General features: G+C 66.3%; 17 protein-coding genes. 4 read left to right on the top strand and 13 right to left on the bottom strand.

The features are described 5' to 3' along the window. Positions 1–26 precede the first annotated feature (26 nt). From KYK13_RS16790 to KYK13_RS16750, 9 genes are all read right to left on the bottom strand, one after another. A complete protein-coding gene (locus tag KYK13_RS16790; RefSeq protein WP_223645531.1) occupies positions 27–1,247 on the bottom strand; it encodes a phage major capsid protein in 1,221 nt (406 codons plus the stop codon). Continuing rightward, complete coding sequence (locus KYK13_RS16785) at positions 1,244–1,930, bottom strand: HK97 family phage prohead protease (RefSeq protein WP_223645529.1); 687 nt, start codon at positions 1,928–1,930, stop codon at positions 1,244–1,246. Before KYK13_RS16785 ends, KYK13_RS16790 begins: the two co-directional genes overlap by 4 nt. 78 nt (positions 1,931–2,008) lie before the next feature. Continuing rightward, complete coding sequence (locus tag KYK13_RS16780; protein ID WP_223645527.1) at positions 2,009–3,331, bottom strand: hypothetical protein; 1,323 nt, start codon at positions 3,329–3,331, stop codon at positions 2,009–2,011. 175 nt (positions 3,332–3,506) lie between these two features. Next, positions 3,507–4,805, bottom strand: coding sequence for a phage portal protein (locus KYK13_RS16775; protein ID WP_223645525.1), 1,299 nt, complete (start codon positions 4,803–4,805; stop codon positions 3,507–3,509). A gap of 11 nt (positions 4,806–4,816) precedes the next feature. After that, positions 4,817–5,692, bottom strand: coding sequence for a hypothetical protein (locus KYK13_RS16770; RefSeq protein ID WP_223645524.1), 876 nt, complete (start codon positions 5,690–5,692; stop codon positions 4,817–4,819). Positions 5,693–5,701: 9 nt separating this feature from the next. Next, positions 5,702–6,226, bottom strand: a complete 525-nt coding sequence (locus tag KYK13_RS16765; protein WP_223645523.1) for a terminase large subunit domain-containing protein — start codon at positions 6,224–6,226, stop codon at positions 5,702–5,704. After that, a complete protein-coding gene (locus KYK13_RS16760) occupies positions 6,216–6,671 on the bottom strand; it encodes a hypothetical protein (protein WP_223645522.1) in 456 nt (151 codons plus the stop codon). The genes KYK13_RS16765 and KYK13_RS16760 overlap by 11 nt, the downstream gene beginning before the upstream one ends. A gap of 163 nt (positions 6,672–6,834) precedes the next feature. Beyond that, the gene (locus KYK13_RS16755) at positions 6,835–7,146 is read right to left on the bottom strand and encodes a hypothetical protein (protein WP_223645521.1); all 312 of its coding nucleotides are present in this window, start codon (positions 7,144–7,146) and stop codon (positions 6,835–6,837) included. Continuing rightward, a complete protein-coding gene (locus KYK13_RS16750; RefSeq protein WP_223646635.1) occupies positions 7,146–7,811 on the bottom strand; it encodes a sigma-70 family RNA polymerase sigma factor in 666 nt (221 codons plus the stop codon). Before KYK13_RS16750 ends, KYK13_RS16755 begins: the two co-directional genes overlap by 1 nt. 780 nt (positions 7,812–8,591) lie before the next feature. On the opposite strand from KYK13_RS16750, the gene KYK13_RS16745 reads away from it, so the two are divergent. Beyond that, entirely contained in the window at positions 8,592–10,934 is a 2,343-nt protein-coding gene (locus tag KYK13_RS16745; protein ID WP_223645520.1) for a virulence-associated E family protein, read from the top strand. Positions 10,935–11,179: 245 nt separating this feature from the next. Here the strand turns inward: KYK13_RS16745 and KYK13_RS16740 are convergent, their stop codons facing one another. Genes KYK13_RS16740 through KYK13_RS16730 form a run of 3 tightly spaced genes read right to left on the bottom strand, consistent with a single transcriptional unit; the run spans position 11,180 to position 13,409 of the window. Then, positions 11,180–12,679: an IS66 family transposase gene (locus KYK13_RS16740; RefSeq protein ID WP_223645519.1), complete on the bottom strand. Its 1,500-nt coding sequence runs from the start codon at positions 12,677–12,679 to the stop codon at positions 11,180–11,182. Positions 12,680–12,725: 46 nt separating this feature from the next. After that, positions 12,726–13,091 carry an IS66 family insertion sequence element accessory protein TnpB gene (tnpB, locus tag KYK13_RS16735; RefSeq protein ID WP_223645518.1) on the bottom strand — a complete coding sequence of 122 codons (366 nt, stop codon included), beginning with the start codon at positions 13,089–13,091 and terminating at the stop codon, positions 12,726–12,728. A gap of 3 nt (positions 13,092–13,094) precedes the next feature. Beyond that, entirely contained in the window at positions 13,095–13,409 is a 315-nt protein-coding gene (locus KYK13_RS16730; protein ID WP_223644095.1) for an IS66 family insertion sequence element accessory protein TnpB, read from the bottom strand. An 867-nt stretch (positions 13,410–14,276) separates the two neighbouring features. On the opposite strand from KYK13_RS16730, the gene KYK13_RS16725 reads away from it, so the two are divergent. Next, positions 14,277–15,590, top strand: coding sequence for a PD-(D/E)XK nuclease family protein (locus tag KYK13_RS16725; RefSeq protein ID WP_223645516.1), 1,314 nt, complete (start codon positions 14,277–14,279; stop codon positions 15,588–15,590). Between the two features lie 2 nt (positions 15,591–15,592). Beyond that, on the top strand, positions 15,593–17,584 hold the full coding sequence (locus tag KYK13_RS16720) for a helicase (protein ID WP_223645514.1): 1,992 nt from the start codon (positions 15,593–15,595) through the stop codon (positions 17,582–17,584). On the opposite strand, the gene KYK13_RS16715 is transcribed toward KYK13_RS16720, so the two are convergent. Beyond that, positions 17,469–18,560 (bottom strand): hypothetical protein, encoded by a 1,092-nt coding sequence (locus KYK13_RS16715; RefSeq protein ID WP_223645513.1) that lies wholly within the window; start codon positions 18,558–18,560, stop codon positions 17,469–17,471. The genes KYK13_RS16720 and KYK13_RS16715 overlap by 116 nt on opposite strands. A gap of 278 nt (positions 18,561–18,838) precedes the next feature. On the opposite strand from KYK13_RS16715, the gene KYK13_RS16710 reads away from it, so the two are divergent. Continuing rightward, positions 18,839–19,369 carry a hypothetical protein gene (locus KYK13_RS16710; RefSeq protein ID WP_223645512.1) on the top strand — a complete coding sequence of 177 codons (531 nt, stop codon included), beginning with the start codon at positions 18,839–18,841 and terminating at the stop codon, positions 19,367–19,369. The last annotated feature ends 35 nt before the right edge of the window (positions 19,370–19,404 follow it).

The raw sequence follows: 19,404 nt of genomic DNA, 5'->3' as shown, positions 1-19,404 counted from the left end.
CTTCCTTTCGTGGGGCACTGCCCCAATCAGTTGCTGCCCCAGCTCAAGTCCTTCACCACCACGCCCGCCTGCCGGTGCCGCATGGCCAGGTCGTGCTTGGTGATGGCCCGCAGCACCGTCTGGTCCGTGGAGATGCCGGACACCAGCTGGCCGCCGCGCGTGAAGGCCCCGTTGGGGAAGACTTCGATTTCCAGCGCCATGGACTCGCCGATGAGCACCTCGGACATGTCCACGAGGTAGAGCTCCGAACGGGCGTTGCCCGCGCCGAGCGTCTCGGGAATCTGGTTGGAGATGAAGAAGGGCAGGCCGCGCAGCGTCCCGCGCTCCACCATCTCCCGCTCCAGGGCGTTGTAGCCCTCGCCGCCAGGGCCCACCGCATCCAGGATGGCAGTCTCCGCGCCCGGGGCCATCAGCCACACGGGCTGCACCATGGGCACGTTGGCCTTCTTCAGCTTGCGCTTCGCCTTGTTCAGCTCCTTCTTCATCTCCAGCAGCGTGGGCGAGCCCGCCGTGGCCACCGTCTCCGCGTAGACGTGGGCCGTGTCCAACTGGTTGCGGATGCCCCGGGGCTCCAGCTGCGTGCCGCTGCCCCGGAGGAAGGCCGCGTCCTCCCGCAGCGCCATGACGTTGAGCAAGTCGTTGCGGATGAACTCCTCCGCGTTGATGGAGGCGTTGCGGATGAGGTCGTTGGGCACCGCCGTCAGCGCCGTGAGCTTCTTCTCCGAGAGGGAGACGGAGTCCGTGCCCGGCTCGGACTCCTGAATGGCGGACGTCTCGCCGCCGTAGAAGGCCGTGCCCGTGCTGGACTGCCTGTCGAAGGTGAGGGACGCGCCGATGGGAATCACCCGCGCCCCGGCCTGCCGCACCACGGCCTTGTTGCGCAAAAGCTCGATGAACTCGGACGCGAACTGGGGATGCACCAGGGAACCGAGGCCGGAGTAATTGCCCTGGGAGAGGGCCTTACTCACCACCTCGTCGCCCCAGCCCTTCAGCACGTCCACCACGTTTCGGCCTTCCATGCGCGCGACGGCCTTCGCCTTCACGAAGCGGATGAGGTTCAGGCCCGTGCCCTCCGTCATGTGCTTGCCGGTAATCGGCGCGCGGCGGGGCTCCTCGGGCGCCGCATCCGCCTTCGGGGCCAGGAGTGGGGCGTACCCGTCCCGGTGTCCCTTGGACCGCTCCACCAACTGCGAGGCCACCAGCGGGCCCAGCGTCTTCGCCATCTCTTTCATCTCTTCGGGGGTCATGCTTTCTCCTGGAGGTGCTGCAAGAGGGCCCGCGCCGTGTGAGCGGCAAGGGCGTGGGTGTCTGACTCGGACAAGGAGGGAGGTGCAGCAGGTGGCGCGGCCTTGCGCTTCTTCCGGGCCTTGCGGCCCAGGGCCTTCACCACCGCCTGGGCGATGTCGCGGATGAGGGTGGCGCGCTCGTCGGCGTGCTTCTTCATCCGAACCGCGCGCTGGTTCCCGGGAATCGTGACGACGGAGATTTCGAGAAGCTCCTGCTCGTCGCAGTCGAAGCCGCCGCGCTCGTTCTCGTGGTAGCGCAGCATGCGGTAGCGCACGCTCACCGCGTTAAGGATGCCCTTCTCCACCTTGCGCTCGACGCGCCGGGCAAACTCGTCGTCCTGGTCGAACGCGATGTCCACCAGGAGGGCGTCGCTCTGGACGTAGGCGCGGCCCTTGCCGATGGGGAGAACGTCCGTGCGGCCCGCACCGAACATCCCACCGGAACCGTCGTCGTGCATGTAGAGGACGACGGGGTTCGCGGCGTAGGCGTCCAGCCGCCAGCCCTGGACGGACAGGCGGTCGTTGTAGCGGTCGAAGTCAGCGTCGTTGGCGCGGAAGGTGAAGACCTTCGGACGCCCCTCAACGGGGGACGGGGCGTCCTTCCGTGCGACGAGGCGACGGGTTCTTTGAAGAGGCTTGTGCATTCACCTCTTCAATGGGGGCAACCTCCGCAACTGGCCGACAAAAAATCCGATATGCTCAGACAATCCAACAAGGAACAACTACTGGTTCTTGGCGATTGGGGGAGCCCCCTCAGCAGCCGGCCTTGCCGCGGAGAAGGTTGCAATATTCTGAGCCTTCAATGTATTATGTATCTCAAGCTGCCATGTATAGAAAGACATAATCATATCGTCAGACAGACCTGACGGGAGAAATATTTTCGCAACCCGCTGTGAGTCATAAATCCCCAAGACACCAACGGCCTGACCTCCATAGGCTGCCCCCCGAGTCTCAAAGGCGCGTGCCCACTGCCCAAACGACTCCTGCCATTGAGCGTCGCCGCGAGATGTTCGCATTGACTCGCAAATCTTCGCAATCTTCAGGTATTCCCCGATCGCAAAATTCGCCTGCGCATCGATTGTCTTCTGTTTCTCCATCAAACCAGCAACAGCCGCCGTCTCCCTCAGCATCGCACCGAAACCGCTCCTATCCGCTGCCGTGTCGGGTCCATTGATAGCAGCATCAATATCCTTCAGCCTGTCCGCCAAAACCTGAGGAAGAATAGGAGTCGTATCCTTTGTGAAATACAGACGCACCAGTCCGGAGTATTTCGCCTCACTCGGCTTAATAATCCTCTTCCCAGAAACAAAGAGAGCCGAAGAATTTATCAGAGAGCCTACCTTCCCCATGACAGAGTCGTCGGGCAGCGGCGTGCCCCCGCCCAAAGCAATTGCGTACACCTTGTTATTCAAGAGCAGAGGAATCACATTGTCATCCCGGATCTTGGCGTTCTCAAAGGCATTTGCCGGAACATACAGATCGGCAGAAAACACAAGCCAGTTCTTTCGATTCTCATCCACCGCCACCGTATCAACAAGCTTGTCAAGCGCCTGAACTGCACTAGGGAGAGCAACCGCCACATTCAGCAGCGGCCCAACTGCATCAAAAAACTGCCTATAATTGTCCCGGACCTTAACAAGCCTAACTTCAACATGGACATTGTTTGTATCTGATAGAATCTGATTTCCGCCGAGCGCCTTGTCCGAAAGGCTCAGCTTGATTTGCTTGTTCTTGTCAACGGTCGAGATTACATCATCAAACAGAACGCGTATCTCTTTCTTGGTCACCGCGTTTACGCCGCCAAGCGGAAGTTCCTGGAAGGCGATGCTCAAAATGACAATATATTGTCCTTCGCGAACCTCACTAAAATAGAAGTCGCTCAGATACACGCCGCATGAGTTTTGCCGCGTCAGCATTTCGTCATAGTATTTCTGCACGAAAATGCCTCCTTCTCCCTGATCGAAGACCTTTGAAATCTTGATCTGGGCGGATGCAGCAAGTGGTCCAACTAGAAGCACCGCAAGCAGCAGGGCCTTGAGATTCATTCCGTTCCCCCGTTCTGGAAAAACTACGCGATAGGCTAATCGTTTCGCGGCAGTCCGTGCAAGTTGCCCTGCGAACAGAGGCAATTCTTGGAAGTGCCGATAATCGGTGGGATGCGGTGTGTTCTGAACTCGGGGGCGGGTCTTCTTTGACTATCTTGGACTCTCGTGGGAGTTGTCATTCCTGTGACATTCGCACACGCAGCCCATTCAGTACCTGTCCTGGCATCGGCAGTGGATACCCCTGCCGGTTAGGGTCCGGCTTGAAGCCCGCAAGGTCTCGCCACTCGTCATAGCTAAATGCCTCCGGCATGGTGCCCGTGACACGGAGTTGGTGCTCGCGGTCGGCCGGCACGGGGCTGTCGTAATCGAGAATAGCCTCTGCGTCGCCGAACAGTGGCATCAACCGTGTCTGGTACTCGGTGCGGAGGAATTCCATGCGAGGGAACGTCGCCTGTTCGGCGAGGTTCTCCCGCGCCGCGAAGGCCGTTGCCTTGTTTGAGCTGGAGATGTCGCCCACGATTTCGGGCGGCACCCGGTACGTCATCCGCACGAAGTTCATCAGGAACTTCCGCAGCTCCACCAACTGCATGTCGCGAAAGCTGGTGTCCAGGCGCGCGAACGTCACCCGGCCGCTGGTGAGGAGCAGCTTCCCCGCCTTGTCCGGGCCCTGGTGCTCACGCGCCAGTGATTCCTTGAAGGCCTTCGCACCCGCGCTGTTCGCATCCGTCAGGCCCTCAATCGACGCGATGGCGGGTGGCAGCATGTTGTTCCAGAAGGATGCACGGAGGAACCGCGCCACGAACTCGTCCGTGTCCAGCTCATCCCCCAGCGCGAAGGCCGGGCCGACTCCGCGACCGAGCGGATCCTCCGGGTCCAGGTTGCGCAGGTGGAGCACGTCCGCTGCTGGAATCTCCCTCGTCACGCCGCCCACAGCGACGGTGGAGGTCCGCTGCTCGCGCGGCACGTCCATCGCGGGTAGGCGGATGACGAGGTTCGGAGGCACCGGCCAGAATCCCACCGGGAAGCCCGCCACGCGCTCCAACACCAGGAAGGCCTCTCCGACGAGGTCCAGGTACACCTGCACCAGCTTCGTCACGGAGCGGCCCGTCAGGTAGTCGTTCGGGTCCGCGAGCATCCGCAGAATGGGATGGTCCGGCACCTCCTGGACTTCCCCCGCGTCCACCATGGCCTTCAGCCGCATGGCGCGGACCTCCCGCGTCGCGCTGCGCAGGGCGTAGTCCTTCACCGGGTGGCCGTCCCGCGAGACGCGGCGGTACACGCGCCAGTTCACCCCGGCCACTGAATCCGCGACCACGTCAACGACGGCCCGGAGCCAGGGCATCTCGCGGTACGCCGCCAGCAGTTGCGCCGTGCCCCGGCGCGGCGGCGCCTGCTGCCAGCGCGCCAGCTCCAGCCCTGTCCCCTGTCGCGGGGGACGCACCACCGCCGACTTCATCCGCTCCCACAAACCCATGGCGTCCACCCTCAAAAGCAGAAGAACGAATCCGCGAACACCAGCTCGTGGACGCCCCACAAAAGTGCGTCCACGCGGTCATCGCGGCGTCCGTTGATGCCGCTGAACTTGGCGAGCTGCGCCTCCAGCTTCGGGAAGCTGCCCACCAGCTCAATGCGGCCGGTCTCCGCCAGGGCGCTCACCGGCTCCGCTCGCTTCGACTTCGCTTCCCGCGCACGTACCGGCTTCACGTTCACCTGGACGCCCATCTCCGAGGCCACCGTCTGGATGGTCGTCTCCACCATCTCCCCGCCCGAGTTCACCTCTGCCACCAGGGCGTCGCAGCCGAAGGCCAGGTACTCGCGGATGGCGGCGGCGGCCCACTCGCGCGGCGAGCCCCGGAGGCTCGCGTCCTTCAGCACGGAGATGCGCTTGAGGGGCGCTCCATCCGTCCCGGCAAGCGGACTGCTTCTCACGCCCTGGACGACGATGCCCGTCTCGTCCGACCCCGTCTCGCTGGTGGGCGCCGGGTCCACAGACACGATGCGCCGGTCCAGGCCCCGCGCGTACTCGTGGGCATCCGCCTCCACGCGGCCCCACTTCGCCGAGCCGAAGATGGCGCCGGGCACGTCCATCAGCAGCCGCCCCAGGACCTCCTGCTGGCCCCAGCGCGTGTTCATGAGCGCGCGCATGGTGGCGACGGCGCTGGGCGCGAGGTTGGCGCGATTGGCCAGCGAGGAGCCCGTGCGCAGCACGACGCCCGGCCGCAGCGCCTTCGCTTCCGCGTTGGAGAACAGCAGCTCCTCCAGCTTCTTCAGCGGGCGGGGCGTTCCAGTGAGCAGCAGCTGGGGCGGGTGCGTGGCGCTGCCAATGCGCAGCACCATGGGGAGTTGGTCGAGGGCCGCCATCTCGTGCTTCTAGGAGGCCGGCTCATCGCCCCAGGCCCAGCCGCAGTTCGGGCCGCGCAGCCGGTCCGGCTTATCCGCCGAGTAGCAGATGGCATAGACGCCGTTGGGCCACGTCACACGGCGCTTGCTGGGCTCGTACACCGGCATGAACCACGGAGGGGACAACGCCAGGATGCCACTGGAGCCGCGAATCATGGTGTCGCGCACGTCAGCCGCCGTGGGGCCGATGAGGGCCCCAATCGTCTTCGCCTCGCGGGCCTTCTGAATCACCCACCGGGCGCCGCTCCAGGTCTTCCCGAAGCCCCGGCCCGCCATGATGAAGCAGGTGGAGAAGGACGCCGGGGGCACCTGCTCGCGCCGCGCCCAGAAGTCCAAGTCATGAACGAGGGTCTCCACCTCGGGCTGGGTGAGCTTCCCGAAGAGGCGCGCGAGGCCCTGGCGCGTGCCCGCGTGCTTCACGAGGTACTCGGCGGGGGACTCGTCCGGGGAGAGCTTCTCCAGCATCCCCGAGAAGCCGAAGGCGTCACGGCGCATCGTCGCCTCCAGCGCCGCTGGCATCCGGCGTGGCCTCGGAGGCGTCCGGCAGGAAGCGGCCCAGCCGCTCCATCAGCAGCTCGCGCAGGGCCACCTCGTCAGCGGCCCTATCCTCGGGCGGCTTCTCCTCGACGTTGTCGCGTCGGCCGTACAGCTCCGGGAATCGCCGCGACAGCAACCACTGGACGTGTCGCGGGTTGTTGGCCGCTGTCGCCAGCAGCATCTCCGTGGAGGACTGCATGAAGCGCGCTTCGGCCGCGCTCACCGCCAGGAAGAAGTCCCGGTAAAGGCCTCGCTCCTCTCCCGCGCCCCGGTGGAACCAGCGAGAGAGGGTCTGATCATCAACGCCAACAAGGGCAGCCACGGCGCGACGGAAGAGGCCGCGCTCCAGGTGAGCGCAGATAGCGGCCTGAATCTCGGGTGTCAGCTTGGTTGGGCGTGCCATTCCCCTCTTCAATGGGGGCAATTTCTGGCGGTGTTTTTCTCCAACTCATGCATCACGCCCGTCAAAACCCGCCCGGCGCGATTTTTTCGAAGTTTTGTCCAGCGTGGGGGCGCGCCGAGCAAGGCAGGAAAAGGACGACCGTCCCAAATCTGGACCCGGGGGGCTATGTGCTGGATGCCGCCGCGATGCGCTCGTGGCAGGCCAGGAAGTCCACGCAGGACACCGCCCAGCGCCGCGTAAACGCCCCGCCTTCGCACGTTTCCGTGACGGACAGGGCTCCGGCGCCCCTCGGCACCTGGACGCTGCACAGGACGCAAGGCGCGGCGTGCTGGTTGCGGCGCAGCTCCGGTAGCCTGTCCGCGCACGCGAGGTGACGCGGCCCCGTCCCTAGCGTGTAGTCGATGCGCTCGCCCTTCAGCACGAGCGCGCCGCACGCGGCACAGGGGCCGCCACGCTGGGCGACGAGGACGGGCATCAGCGCGCCTTCGTCCCCAGCCGCTCGCGGAGATGCTCGTGGGCGCGGGCCAACATGGCGTCCAGCTGACCTCGCGGCTCGCTCCACTCCAGGGCCACCTGCCGCACGCTGCGCGACTCCCGCCCGAGGCCGTGGACGCGCGACACCAACTCCCGCAGCTTCGGGTCCAGCCGCAGCACCTCGTGCCGCAGCCGGGCGCACTCCTCGCGCAGCATGAAGAGGTCCTCGATGGTGGCCGCCTCCAGCGCCAGGGCCGCGTCGTGCATCTTCGTCAACGAGCACGGCAGCGCCTCGGCCGGGTCATCGCGACTCACCAACGGGGACGCCCTTGGCGCCTTCCCCTGCCCCTTGCGTCCGCGCTGCGCGGCGTCCGAGGGGCGCACGTCCGCGCTGTGCATCCGAATCTGGTCCATGATGGCGCGCCGGGCCCGCCACTCCACCCACGTCGAGAAGGTCTGCTTGCCGCGCTTCTCCGGACGGTAGGTGCTGATGGCCTTGAGGACTTCCAGGAGGGCCACCTGCACGAGGTCATCTTCCTGCACCGAGCCGCGCAGCTTCTCGTAGCGGCGCGCCTGTCGGCGCAGCTGGGGCTCCATGAGGCGCAGCAGCGCTTCTGTCAGCCGCCGAGCCCGCGCGGACTCTCCCGCCGAGCGAATCTCGCGCACCAAGGCGTCCGGGCATTCCCGCGACACAGCTCCCCGTGAAACATGCGGCTCGTCCTTCGACACCCGTCGTCGCATCATCCCCCGTGCCTCCCCTGCGTTGAGAAAGCCGCCGTCGCCCCAGCGACAGCGCGCGCGGCTCCAAGCAAGACGCCAGCCATGTCACACTCTGCGGAATGTCTCCCTCGCGGAGTGAAACACCCATTTCGTGAGACATGCCGAGACGGCGCGCGGCTCGCGCCCGGGGGTTCGGCCCCCCTCTGCACCGGGTGCGGGCGGGCGCCAGGGGACGCAGTGCGGGCCGCCGCACTGACACGTTGTTTCACGAACTCGGGGATTTGAGCAGTCGTAGCCATTCCCCCACTCAATGGGGGCAGCGCCAGCACGGTGTGGAGGATTCGTGCGAGGCCATGGGCGGCACAGGCATTCACAACCCAGAAACGGCCCTCCCAACTCTTACGCGCGATGATGTGGGATATCCCTTCGCGCGCGTGTATTCCTCCTTCTCCTATATTCCTACCTCATCTCTCTAAGGGTTCTAGGAGAAGGGGAAGAGGGGAGTGCCATGCCGGGCACGGCAGCCTTCTCCGCGTCACGGCAAGAACGTGCCCCCATTGAAGGAGGGTGATTCCATCGTCCGCCCAGGCACAGCGACTTTCCTCGCGCCACGGCGAGAACGTGCCCCCATTGAAGGGGTGTGACTCCATCGCATGCCCGATTCCCGCCCTACCCTGCCGCCCCCTCCCCGCTCGGCCGACCCGCGCGCGCGTCCGAGGAGGCCTCATGCTGATTGCATTCTTCGACACCGTCACGGACACCCAGCCCAAACCCCAGGACGTCACCTGGGAGGAGTTGAAGCGGCTTCTCACCACGCACACCGTGTCGGCCTGCGCCCCATGCGTCGGCCACAAGTGCCCGGTGAAGCTGGAGCAGCGAGGCTGGGCCCCGGTGGACATCGGCCCCATTCGCCGCAGTGAGCACGTCCGTGCCGTCACGGCGGCCGTCTTCGACCTGGACGGGCTCTCCGACGAGGGACTCTCGGCCCTGCCCCAGCGACTCGACGGGTACGCGGCGGCAGTCCATTCCACCCACGGACACCGCCCGGGGAACAACAGCCTGCGTGTCGTCGTGCCGCTGACTCGCCCCGCCCTGCGCTCCGAGTGGCCAGCGGTGCGCGCCGCCGCCGTGCGCCTCCTCGACCTGCCGGCGGACCCGAGCACCAAAGACTTGGGGCGCATGTACTTCCTGCCGAATCACTCCGGGGAGCACCCCACCGTCGCCTGGACGCGCGAAGGCCACGCCCTCGACGTGGACGCGCTCCTCGTGCATTCGCGCGCCCCCTCCCAGTCCGCGCCAGCCACCATGGGCGCGGCAGCGGATCTCTTCGACTTGCGGGCCCTCCTGCGCTGCGTCCGCAAGCCCGAGCACCGGGAGCTCATCCGCCGCACCCTCGCGGGTGAGCCCCTCGCCGAGCGCGGCGCCCAGGACACCACCCTCAACACGCTGATGAGCTGCTGCGCCTTCGTCCTGCCCCTGGAGACGCCCGAAGACGTCGTCCTGGAGCTGTTCCGCGACTGCTTCGCGGCCACGGACTGGGGCGAGGGCACGGAGCACCTGCGCGAGCAGGCTCGCCTCAAGCTGCGCCGCCACCGGGCCCGCCGCACGGAGGCCGACGCGAAGCGGCTCGCGGAGAATGAGGCCATCTGGCGTGCGCTCGGCACCCGCCCTCCAACCGCCCAGGCCCCCGGCCTGGCCCCGGAGGAAGGCGAGGAGGACCCGGAGGCATGGGGCCGCAACCTCATCATGGACATCAGCAGCAAGGGCGACAGCCGCCTCCGCAACTGCGAGGCCAACGTCTTCACCGTCCTGCTGTCGTCCCCGGAGTGGCGGGGCGTGCTGCGCTTCAACGAAGTCAGCAAGCGCCTGGAGGTGGTGGGCGGTCCGCTGCCTCCAGGCCTCGACCCGGAGACGCTCGACGTCGAAATCGCCAACTGGCTCCAGCAAAGCGAGTACGGGCGCCTCGGCCTCCAGCCCAAGGCCGCCGTCGTCGCGCCGCAGATTCTCGCCGTGGCCAAGCGCAACCGTTACGACCCTGTCGCCGACTACCTCCAAGCGCTGGAGTGGGACGGAGTGCCGCGCCTCGCGGGCATGCTCGCGCGCTACTTTGGCGCCGAGGGAGACGTCGCCCACCTGCGCACCATCGGCGAGAAGTTCGCCATCGGCGCCGTGGCGCGGGCGCTGCGGCCGGGCTGCAAGGTGGACACCGTCCTCATCCTGGAGGGGCCCCAGGGGCTGCGGAAGTCCACGGCGCTGCGTGTCCTGGCTGGAGACTGGTTCAGCGACGCGCCTATCGACGTCCACAACAAGGACTCGGCCATGCTCGCGTCCCAGTTCTGGTTCATCGAAATGGCGGAACTCTCAACGCTTCGCCGTGCGGAAAACCAACCCTTCAAGGGCTTCATCAGCCGCACCGAGGACACCTACCGGCCACCCTACGGGCGCGCCAACGTGAAGACGCCCCGGCGCTGCATCTTCGTCGGAACCACGAATGACGACGCCTACCTGAAGGACCCGACGGGGCACCGCCGCTACTGGCCGGTGCACTGCACCCGCATCGACATCGAGGCGCTGCGCCAGGACAGGAACCACCTCTGGGCGGAGGCCGTGGTGCGTTTCCAGCGGGGCGAGCCCTGGTGGCTGTCCGAGGAGGAGGCCCAGCGCGCGGAGGCCCAGGCGGCGCTTCGCGCCGAGGGCGCGGGAGACGGGCGCGGGGAGGCCATCGTCCAGTGGTTCCTGCGCACGCCGAAGGAGCGGCGGCCCGCCGAGGTGTCCATTCTCCAGGTGGCCACGGACGCGCTGGGCATGCCTGTCGCACAGGTGGACCACCGGGCCTCCACGGAGGTGGGCACCTGCCTCGTCGCGCTCGGCTTCACCAAGCACCAGCGCCGAGGTGCGGACGGGCGCAGGCCTCGCATGTACCGCACGCCGGAGGACTTGCTGACCGCGCATCAGGAGGCGCGGCAGTCCTACATGCCGACGTCACCCGCCGCGCCTCCCACGTCACTGGGTGGTCGGCCACTCCACAACCCTTCCCTCGCAGTACCCCACAAGGTGGTTCAGCCATGACGAAGCCTGAATGTGTCACCGTGGTCCGCATCCCTGGCGCAATGCCGGAGCACGTCTCCGTGCGTGCCGAACTCGGCCCCTTCCGAGGCGACAGCACGCGGACGGAAATCCAGCTCTCGTTCGAGGCCGGAAGCCCGCCCGAGGTGGAGGTGAGCGAGAACCGTAACCGTCCGGCCAACGACGTGCCGGAAGGATTGAAGACGGACCGCGACCGTGCTCGGCGAGCGCCGCGAGGAGCGAGTTGGTCAGGGACTGGGCTGGAGGGGTGACTCGGGCGGGTCAGCGGCGCGTCGCCGCTTCCACTCGTGAGGTAGCAACTCACCGATGCGCGCATTCGGGTGCGTCTGCACCCGCAGCAGGACATCCGCGAGGTACGCCTCGGGATTGACCTGGTTGGCCTCGCAGGTGGCGACGAGAGCGTAGAGGCCGGCGAGGTTCTGCCCTGCGGCCTCGTGGCCGACGAAGAGGAAATTCTTCCGGCCCAGGGCGGCCTTGCGCAGCGCCGCCTCGGAGCGGTTGTTGTCCAAGGGCAGACGCGCGTCGGAAGAGAAGCGCGTCAGGGCGTCCCACTGCTTCAGCGCGTAGGAGAGGGCCTGGCCCATGGGCCCCTTGGGCAGATGGCGCGAAGTCTGCGCTTCCATCCACGCACGCAGCGCCGAGAGGACGGGGAGGCTCTGCTGCTGGCGCAGCGCTTGGTGCGCGTCCGTGCGCACGACGCCCGCGTCGCGGGCCAGCGCCTCCACCCGGTAGAGGGCCAGAATGAAGTCCAAGGCCTCGCGGGCCTCGGGCGCGGTGGGGAGCGCCTCGAAGAAGCGGCGCCGCACATGCGCCCAACACCCGACGCGGACGCGCCCTTCGGGCAGCGTCACCGCGTTGTAGCCGGTATAGGCATCCACCACGAGGACGCCCCGGGTGCCGCCCAGCACGTCCTTGGGCGTCGTGCTGGCCCGGCCGAGGCTGAAGCGGTAGCCGATGAGCCACTCGCCCGTGGGCGTCTGGGTGAGGAAGGTCCAGAGGTAGCCCTGGCGTGTCTTCTTCACGTCCAGCACGCGCATGGGCGTCTCGTCGGCCCACACCACGTCCGCGGACGCAATGCACTGCAGGAGGTGCTGCGAAAGAGGAAGCAGCACCGAGGCGGCCTGGTGGAAGAGGTCCGTCAGCGTGCTGCGACTCATGGGCGCGCCGCTTCTCTCCACCCGCTGGGCGAGTCGGTGCAAGGGCATGGCGTCCGCGCACTTCGACGTCGCCACGTGGGAGAGGAAGCCCGGGCCGTACTCGCCCCTGTCCACCACCTTGGCTGGAGGCGGGGCGGTGACGACGCCCCGGCCGCACGCGCACGCCAGCACCTCCTGCACGTGCACCTGCTTCTCGAAGCGGGCGGGCACGTACTCGTACACCACCGAGGTGCGGCCCTGGCCCAGCGGCTTCAAGTCCTCGCCGCCGCACGCCGGGCAGTGGCGCTCCTCGGCCGGCACCGCGTGGCGAATCTCCCGCGCCGGGGCCCCCTCGGCCTTGCGGGCGGCTCTCTCTTGCCGCTTCTCTTTCGCGGCCTCGGCCCGGGCCGCCGTCGAGTCCGTGGCTCCACGCAACTCGGCGGCCACCGTCGGCAGCTTCTCCGTCCTCTTGCCGAAGACGTGACGCTCCAGCGCCGCCATCTTCGCCTCCAGCGACGTCAGGCGCTCCTTGAGCTCTTCGGCCTCTTCGCGCCAGGGGCAGAAGTGGTCTTGGGGAAGCTCACGGGGCACCGGGCTTCAACACCCCGCCGCCGCGCCGTGTCCCGGGCCGGGCACGTCAGGTGCCCGGACGCCCGGGAGGTGCCCAGGCGGGCTGGCGCCTCACCTGGGCCACGTCGATGCCGTCCAGCAGCATGGCCAACTGCGTGGCGTCCAGCGTCACCGCCTGCGCGCCCGCGTCCACCGGCGGCAGCCGGAAGCGGCCCGTCTCCAGCCGCTTGTACAGCAGCACGAAGCCGCCCCGGCTCCACGTCAGTACCTTGATGCGGTCGCCCCGCCTGGAGACGAAGGCGAAGAGGTGCCCCGAGTAGACGTCCTCGCCCCACGCCGTGCGCACCAGCGCCATGAGGCCGTCAATCGACTTGCGCATGTCCACCGGCTCCATCGCCAGCACCACGCGCACCGACGCAGGCAGGGCGAACACGACTTACCGCCCCAGCGCCGCGACGAGCCGGGCCACGTAACCGACGTCGGTGCCTACCGCGAATCGCACCCGCGCTCCGCTCGTGGCCACCACCTCCAGCAGGGACTCCGGCGCCGCGGGGGCGCTCGCCACTCGCACCGGCAACAGCCGCACGGCTTCCGCTCGCGATGGAGCGGACCGCCGATGCCGGTACACCCACGACTGCAACGTGCTCAGCCGCATGCCGTGCGCCAACGCGAACTCCCGCTGCGTCTGCCCGCTCGCCTCAAAGGCCTCCGCGATGCGCGCCCACTCCGGCTTCTCCACCTGCTTCGCCATGCCCAGCAGCGTCCGCCGCGCCCCGCTACCCCGGCAATCCCTCACGGCACGTCGTTGGCCGGACGGTTACCGAGAACCACGCTTCCACCCGGGTGCGCCTCCGAATTGCCGGCCAGTGGGAGCGAGAGGGGCTCGCCGATGCGTTCATCGCCCTCGGCCAAGAGTTGAAGAGGGCATCGTAGCCTCTCCGAAAAACGCCGCCGCACCCGAGAGGCGGCTCCTCAATGGGGGGCTCTCATTCATCAACGGCTCCAGCAGGACACGAAAGGATACGTCCTGCTGGAGCATTGGCCGCACCAAGCACGCGACCAGACTCCTGCGAGGGAGCCACATGCACATCCCCTGAAAGCAATTTCACAAATCAGCCACCCTCCCCACCTCACACCAGAATATAGCCATCCCCATTCCACGACACATGGTGCTCAACAGCATCGAGCAATTCCTCATCACTCGTCGCCTTTGCAATCTCTGCACACCTAGAGAAATCACAAAGGGCCTCTCGCTTCATCCCAAGCTGCTCATGCGCCCAGCCACGATTGTAATAGTTGCCCCCGCATTCCTGTTCCAACTCAATCGCTCGCCCGAAATCAGCAAGGGCGCCCTGTCCGTCTCCCGCCAGCAACTTAATATGCGCCCGTATTGAAACAAGCCGCACATCCCCCCAAGTCGACGCCTCCGCATCAAGCGCGACTAGTGCCTCCTGGCACCTTCGCCGGTCAAGCACAGCGGCACTATACAAATCATCAAACCTATCCCGATATCTCCCCATCGCACACCTCCTATGAAACGAGAGTCCACCACACATAGGGGACACTGACGAGCGATACTAACCAAGCTCCGGAGCCAAGCCGCCCCCATTGAATAGGGGTGAGTCCAGCCCACGAAGCACCGGAGTCCCACGCCGTTGAGGACGGCGTCCTCCGCCACCTGTCCGTCTCGCAGTTGCGGAAGTTCGCTCTCTGCGAGCGCGCGTGGTTCTTCTCCAAGGTGCTCCGACTTCCCGAGCGGACTTCAAAGGCTCGGGACGTCGGCACCATCACGCACGCGCAGTTGGAGCACTACCTGCGCACGGGCGAGGACGTGCTGGGGCCCATCGCGGCGGCCGGCAAGAACCTGCTGCCCGCGCCGGGACCGGACCTGCTGGTGGAGGAGCACTTCGGCGAACCCTCGCCCCTCTTCGCGGATGGCGTCCCGCTCACCGGATTCATCGACCTCGTCAACCCGCGACAGCTCGCCGAGGGCGTGCTGCGCGTCACGGACCACAAGACGACGTCCTCCATCACCCGCTACGCCGCGACGCCCGAGCAGCTCGCCACCGCCGCGCATGACGCCGGCATCCAGATGGTGGGTTACGGCTACTGGGCCGTCCTCGCCGCCAAGCGCTTTCCGGGGCTGAAGCGGCTGGAGTTGGAGCACCTCTACTTCCAGACGCGCGGTGCGCGGGAGACCCGCTCCGTCGTCGCGACCGTCAGCGCCGAGCATGTCCGCGACGAGTGGCACGCGCACGTCGAGCCGATGGCGCGCCTCATGCGCGACGTCGCGCGGGCCACGTCCCCCAACCAGGTGAAGCCCAACTGGAGCGCCTGCCAGAAGTACGGCGGGTGCCCCTTCCAGGCGCAGTGTCTCAACACGCAGTCCCAAGGAAAGCCGCTCATGACCATCGCCAATCGCTTCATGAAGTCCCCCGAGTCCGCCGCGTCCACCGCGCCGACCCCGGCCGCTCCCGAGCAGGAGCTCGCCGCCGTGCTGCCTCCCGATGCGCCCAAGAGCGATCCGGCGCTCGCTTCCGTCACCGCGCCCGAGGCCACCGCGCCGGCCAGCGACGAGGCGCCGCGCCGCAAGCGTCGGACGAAGGCGGAGATGGAGGCCGCGCACGGCTTGTCCCTGTTCGTGGACTGCGTGCCCAACTGCCCCGCCGAGCTTCTCTCCGGCTACGTCGGCCGCGTGGTGGCGAGGATTGAGCAGGAGTGCGGCGTCGTGGATATCCGCGTCGCCCCCAATGACTCGCCCCTGGCCTATGGGAAGTGGAAGGGCGTCCTGGCCGCCACCATCCGCGCCGAGCCTCCCGAGCCCGGCACCTACGCCGCGCTGGGCGTGGCGGGCAGCGAGTTGATGCAGGTGGCCGTGGAAGCCCTGGAGCCCCTCTGCGGCCCGGGGCACTTCGTCCGAGGCGTCCGGTAGCCGTGGGCCGCCTCCAGCGCTTCGGCGTCACGGCACGGCCGTCCACGCCCCCGGGCGACGTGCCCCAGGTTGCCGAGCACTCCTCGCGCACCGGCCGCTCGCCCGTGGGTTGGTCGTCGGACCTCTCGCGCATTCTCGCGCTACCGCGCCGCGACCTCGCCACGTCCGACGCGGCGGCGGACCTCGAAGCGCTGGAGTCCCAGCTGCGCGCGCCTCCGGGGCCGTGCAACTGCGCGCCGCGTCCGTGCCCCTCGCGGCTCCGGCACATCCAGTCCCTGGCACTGCTGGAGGCTTCGCGCGTGGGCGGGTTGCTGGGGCCCATCGGCACCGGCCATGGAAAGGAGCTGACCACCTTCCTCATGCCCATGGTGATGCCGAGTTGCCGCGTGGCCTGCCTCTTCATCCCCGCCAGCCTCCTGCCCCAGTTCAACGCGGAGTGGGACTACTACGGCGCGCACTGGCGCTTGCCCAACCTCGCGGGCGGACGGTGGTTCTGGCCCGGCCGGCCGGTGCTGCACGTCATCACCAACAACAAGCTCTCCAGCCAGGAAGCCACGAACCTCCTGGAGCGCATCCGCCCGGACCTCGTGATTCTCAACGAGGCGCACAACCTCAAGGACCCGAAGGCTTCCCGCACCGGGCGCTTCCTCCGCTACTTCGAGAAGCGCCCGGAGACGAGGCTCGTAGCCCTGTCCGGCACGTTCGCGTCCAAGAGCATCAAGGACTACGCGCACCTGTCGCGGCTGGCGCTGCGCGAAGGGTCGCCCTTGCCGCTGGCTCATCACGTCGTGGAGGAGTGGGGCACGGCGCTGGACCCGGCCAAGGTGGTAGCCCCGCCCGGAGCCCTGGAGCGGTTGTGCGAGCCCGACGAGCACGTCCGCGAAGGCTTCCGGCGCCGCCGCAACGACACGCGCGGCGTCGTCGCCACGGATGAGAGCGCCCTGGACAAGCCCCTCATCATCCGCCCGCGCCAACTGGGCCCGGTGCCGGCCGAGGTGCTGGCCTTCATCAAGCTGGCGCACGCGGGGGAGCGTCCGGACGGGGAGCAGTTCCAGGAGCAGCTCCAGGCCATGGCCTGCGCGCGGCAGCTGTCGGCCGGCTTCTTCCACCGCTGGCGCTACCCGAGGGGCGAGCCACCGGAGCTGGTGGAGAAGTGGTTCGCGCGGCGGAAGGCGTGGAACAAAGAAGTGTGGGAGGAGCTGAAGGGCAAGCGGCGCGAGCACCTGGACTCACCGGGGTTGCTCACCAAGGCCGCCATCCGCGCGCACCTGTCACCGCCCTACGAGGGCGACAAGCCCATCTGGGAAGCGGAGACATGGCGGGACTGGGCGGAGATTCACGATGCGGTCCAGCCCGAGCCCGAGGCCGTCTGGGTGTCGGACTTCCTGGTGCAGGACGCGGCGGAGTGGGCGCGCTCGCGGGTGGGCATCGTCTGGGTGGAGTTCCCGGAGCTGGGGGAGCGGATCGCCCGTACGGCTGGCGTGCCGTACTACGGCGGAGGCCGGGCCGCGTCCGAGGCCATCCTCATGGAGCACGGCCGGCGCTCCATCGTCGCGAGCATCAAGGCGCATGCGACGGGGAAGAACCTTCAGCAGTTCTCCCGAAACCTCGTGGTGACGCCGCCCTCGGACGGTGCCCTGTGGGAGCAGCTCCTCGCGCGCACGCATCGCCCTGGGCAGCAGGCGGGAGGCGTCGAGGTGGAGGTGTGCCTCCATACGAAGGACTACGCGGCGGCCTTTACAACGGCGCAGGAGCGGGCGCTGTTCATCCAGCAGACGGATGGGCAGCCACAAAAGGCCCTTGCATACACACACTACACGGGAAACGACATGTCAATAGTCGTTTCAGCTCACGAGAAAATTAACACATCTCAAACACCTAAAATTTACACACAAGCCGCTGCTTTGCGACAAACAACCATGACATCGTGTGCTTCTTTAGCACGTCACGTCGCGCGCCGCGATAATGATTCCACGCACCCACCAGTGGAATAATTCCAACCCCTACTCGCAGCGCTAGCGCCGCGAGTCCGTCAATCGGCTCAGTAACTCCTCCCTTTGCCAAGATAGTAGACACGATTACACTCCCAGAAATAAGCGTATTTCTTCCAGCAACCTTAAGCTCACACATCAAATCCGAAAAATCCTGCTCCACATCATCCCGAAACTGCCTGTCCAGTTCTTGTAAATCAGCTTCCGACCTAGCCTCCTTCATGATTCTTGCCACATGCGCGGCCAGCGTCTTTGAGTAGCGATGGCGCATCGCCCTGTAGTCACCAGTGCGGCCATTGGCTTCACGCTTACGCATATCAACAAGCTCACGAAGCCCGATATTCTGACCACCCACCACACCGAGAGACAGAGCAACAAGCCGATCAAGCTCGGGCTCAACTTGACACAAATTCACCCCCGTAACATATTGGCTACCAAGAATCCCGGCCCTCTGCTTAGCCAGCCATGCATATGCCTCAGCGTGATCTGTTATCATCTGAATTTGCGTGCCCGCGCATATATCAGACAAGACCGACATCAGCAACAAACCAATGGCCGGCGGCACTTCGCGATCGCGCCTCAGGCCACTCCAATGCACGATTTTACGCCGCCGCAACATATCCCATGTCTCATGGAGAAATTTATCGGAGTCCACAGAAAATAAAACGCCATTCTCTTCAGGGAGTTTCTTCTGGGCTAGCGCTGCAAGCTCCCCAGTATTGGCCATCTCCTCCAATGCCTTGTGAGCTTTCACTTGCTCTTCACCCGTAGGAATCCTGGGGCTTACGACCAAGTCCTCAGCCTCTCGCAATAGTTTGATTTCCTCTTTAGACTCAGAGGGCCATGTCCTCTCAAAACGGCGCAAAGAGACATACAAAGACGGGACAATGACCTCCACCTTGTCCCACAGCAAAAGAGCATTCTTCAGAACATCCCTACTGCCAATGCTCATATATGGATAATACAGTGCGCTCAGCATTGTGCCTCCTATCGCTTTCTCTTGGGGCGTCGCCTTTTCAATCCTGCCCGAACCGTGTGGCCGCTGTAAAGCCGGAGTGGTCGTGACAAAGCTACACGACCATCCTTTTTAGTTCCTGCCAGCCCTTCTTGTTCATTCCCCCTTATCCCCCGTTGATCCTATGTGAAACGCATTGGGGCGTGCCCGAGAGAACTTCTTGAGCCACTTCCAGAAATTGCCCCCATTGAAGCAGGTGAGGACGTCCTTCCGACGTCCCACCCTCAATGGAGCAACGGGACATGAACAACGCAGCCCTCGCACGCATCGTCAGCGCCCAGGCGCAGCTCGGCGCGCAGTACCTCAAGGCCGGCCGCTACCGCCTGGAGGTGCAGTCCATCCGCACCAAGGACGGCTTCAAGGGCCTGTCTGCCATCGCGGAGCTGAAGGTGGTGTCCGCCGAGCGGACGCAGCCCGCCACCGAGCCCAACCGCGTCGGGGCTGTCATCTCCTACGTGGAGAACCTCTCCGACGTGAAGAAGAACGGTGGAGGGCGCTTCAAGGCCTTCGTCATGGCCCTGGCTGGCGCCGAGGAGGCGGAGCTTTCCTTGGAGCAGCTCGCCAAGTTCACGGGCGACTTGCAGGCCGGCGCCTTCCTGCCCATCGACTGCGAAGTCTTCCCCAAGGTGCTGCCCGAGAAGGATGGCAAGCCCGGGAAGGTCATCGAGGGCTACCGCTGGAGCACCGTCACGCCCACTGACGCGGAGCTGTCCGCCCTCGACGAGAAGCGCGCCGCCGCGAAGCTGCCGACTCTCGCGAACGCCCTGGCGTAGCCCGCAGTCCTTCCTTCCATCGCTGACACGTTTGG

The organism is Corallococcus sp. EGB, assembly GCF_019968905.1.
In the GTDB taxonomy this organism is placed as follows: Bacteria; Myxococcota; Myxococcia; order Myxococcales; family Myxococcaceae; genus Corallococcus.
This window is presented reverse-complemented; position numbering and strand designations above follow the sequence as displayed.

Excerpts from the sequence above, each read along its gene's own strand:
- KYK13_RS16790 (WP_223645531.1), bottom strand. The coding sequence starts at position 1,247 with ATGACCCCCGAAGAGATGAAAGAGATGGCGAAGACGCTGGGCCCGCTG.
- KYK13_RS16785 (WP_223645529.1), bottom strand. The coding sequence starts at position 1,930 with ATGCACAAGCCTCTTCAAAGAACCCGTCGCCTCGTCGCACGGAAGGAC.
- KYK13_RS16780 (WP_223645527.1), bottom strand. The coding sequence starts at position 3,331 with ATGAATCTCAAGGCCCTGCTGCTTGCGGTGCTTCTAGTTGGACCACTT.
- KYK13_RS16775 (WP_223645525.1), bottom strand. The coding sequence starts at position 4,805 with ATGGGTTTGTGGGAGCGGATGAAGTCGGCGGTGGTGCGTCCCCCGCGA.
- KYK13_RS16770 (WP_223645524.1), bottom strand. The coding sequence starts at position 5,692 with ATGGCGGCCCTCGACCAACTCCCCATGGTGCTGCGCATTGGCAGCGCC.
- KYK13_RS16765 (WP_223645523.1), bottom strand. The coding sequence starts at position 6,226 with ATGCGCCGTGACGCCTTCGGCTTCTCGGGGATGCTGGAGAAGCTCTCC.
- KYK13_RS16760 (WP_223645522.1), bottom strand. The coding sequence starts at position 6,671 with ATGGCACGCCCAACCAAGCTGACACCCGAGATTCAGGCCGCTATCTGC.
- KYK13_RS16755 (WP_223645521.1), bottom strand. The coding sequence starts at position 7,146 with ATGCCCGTCCTCGTCGCCCAGCGTGGCGGCCCCTGTGCCGCGTGCGGC.
- KYK13_RS16745 (WP_223645520.1), top strand. The coding sequence starts at position 8,592 with ATGCTGATTGCATTCTTCGACACCGTCACGGACACCCAGCCCAAACCC.
- KYK13_RS16730 (WP_223644095.1), bottom strand. The coding sequence starts at position 13,409 with ATGGCGAAGCAGGTGGAGAAGCCGGAGTGGGCGCGCATCGCGGAGGCC.
- KYK13_RS16715 (WP_223645513.1), bottom strand. The coding sequence starts at position 18,560 with ATGCTGAGCGCACTGTATTATCCATATATGAGCATTGGCAGTAGGGAT.
- KYK13_RS16710 (WP_223645512.1), top strand. The coding sequence starts at position 18,839 with ATGAACAACGCAGCCCTCGCACGCATCGTCAGCGCCCAGGCGCAGCTC.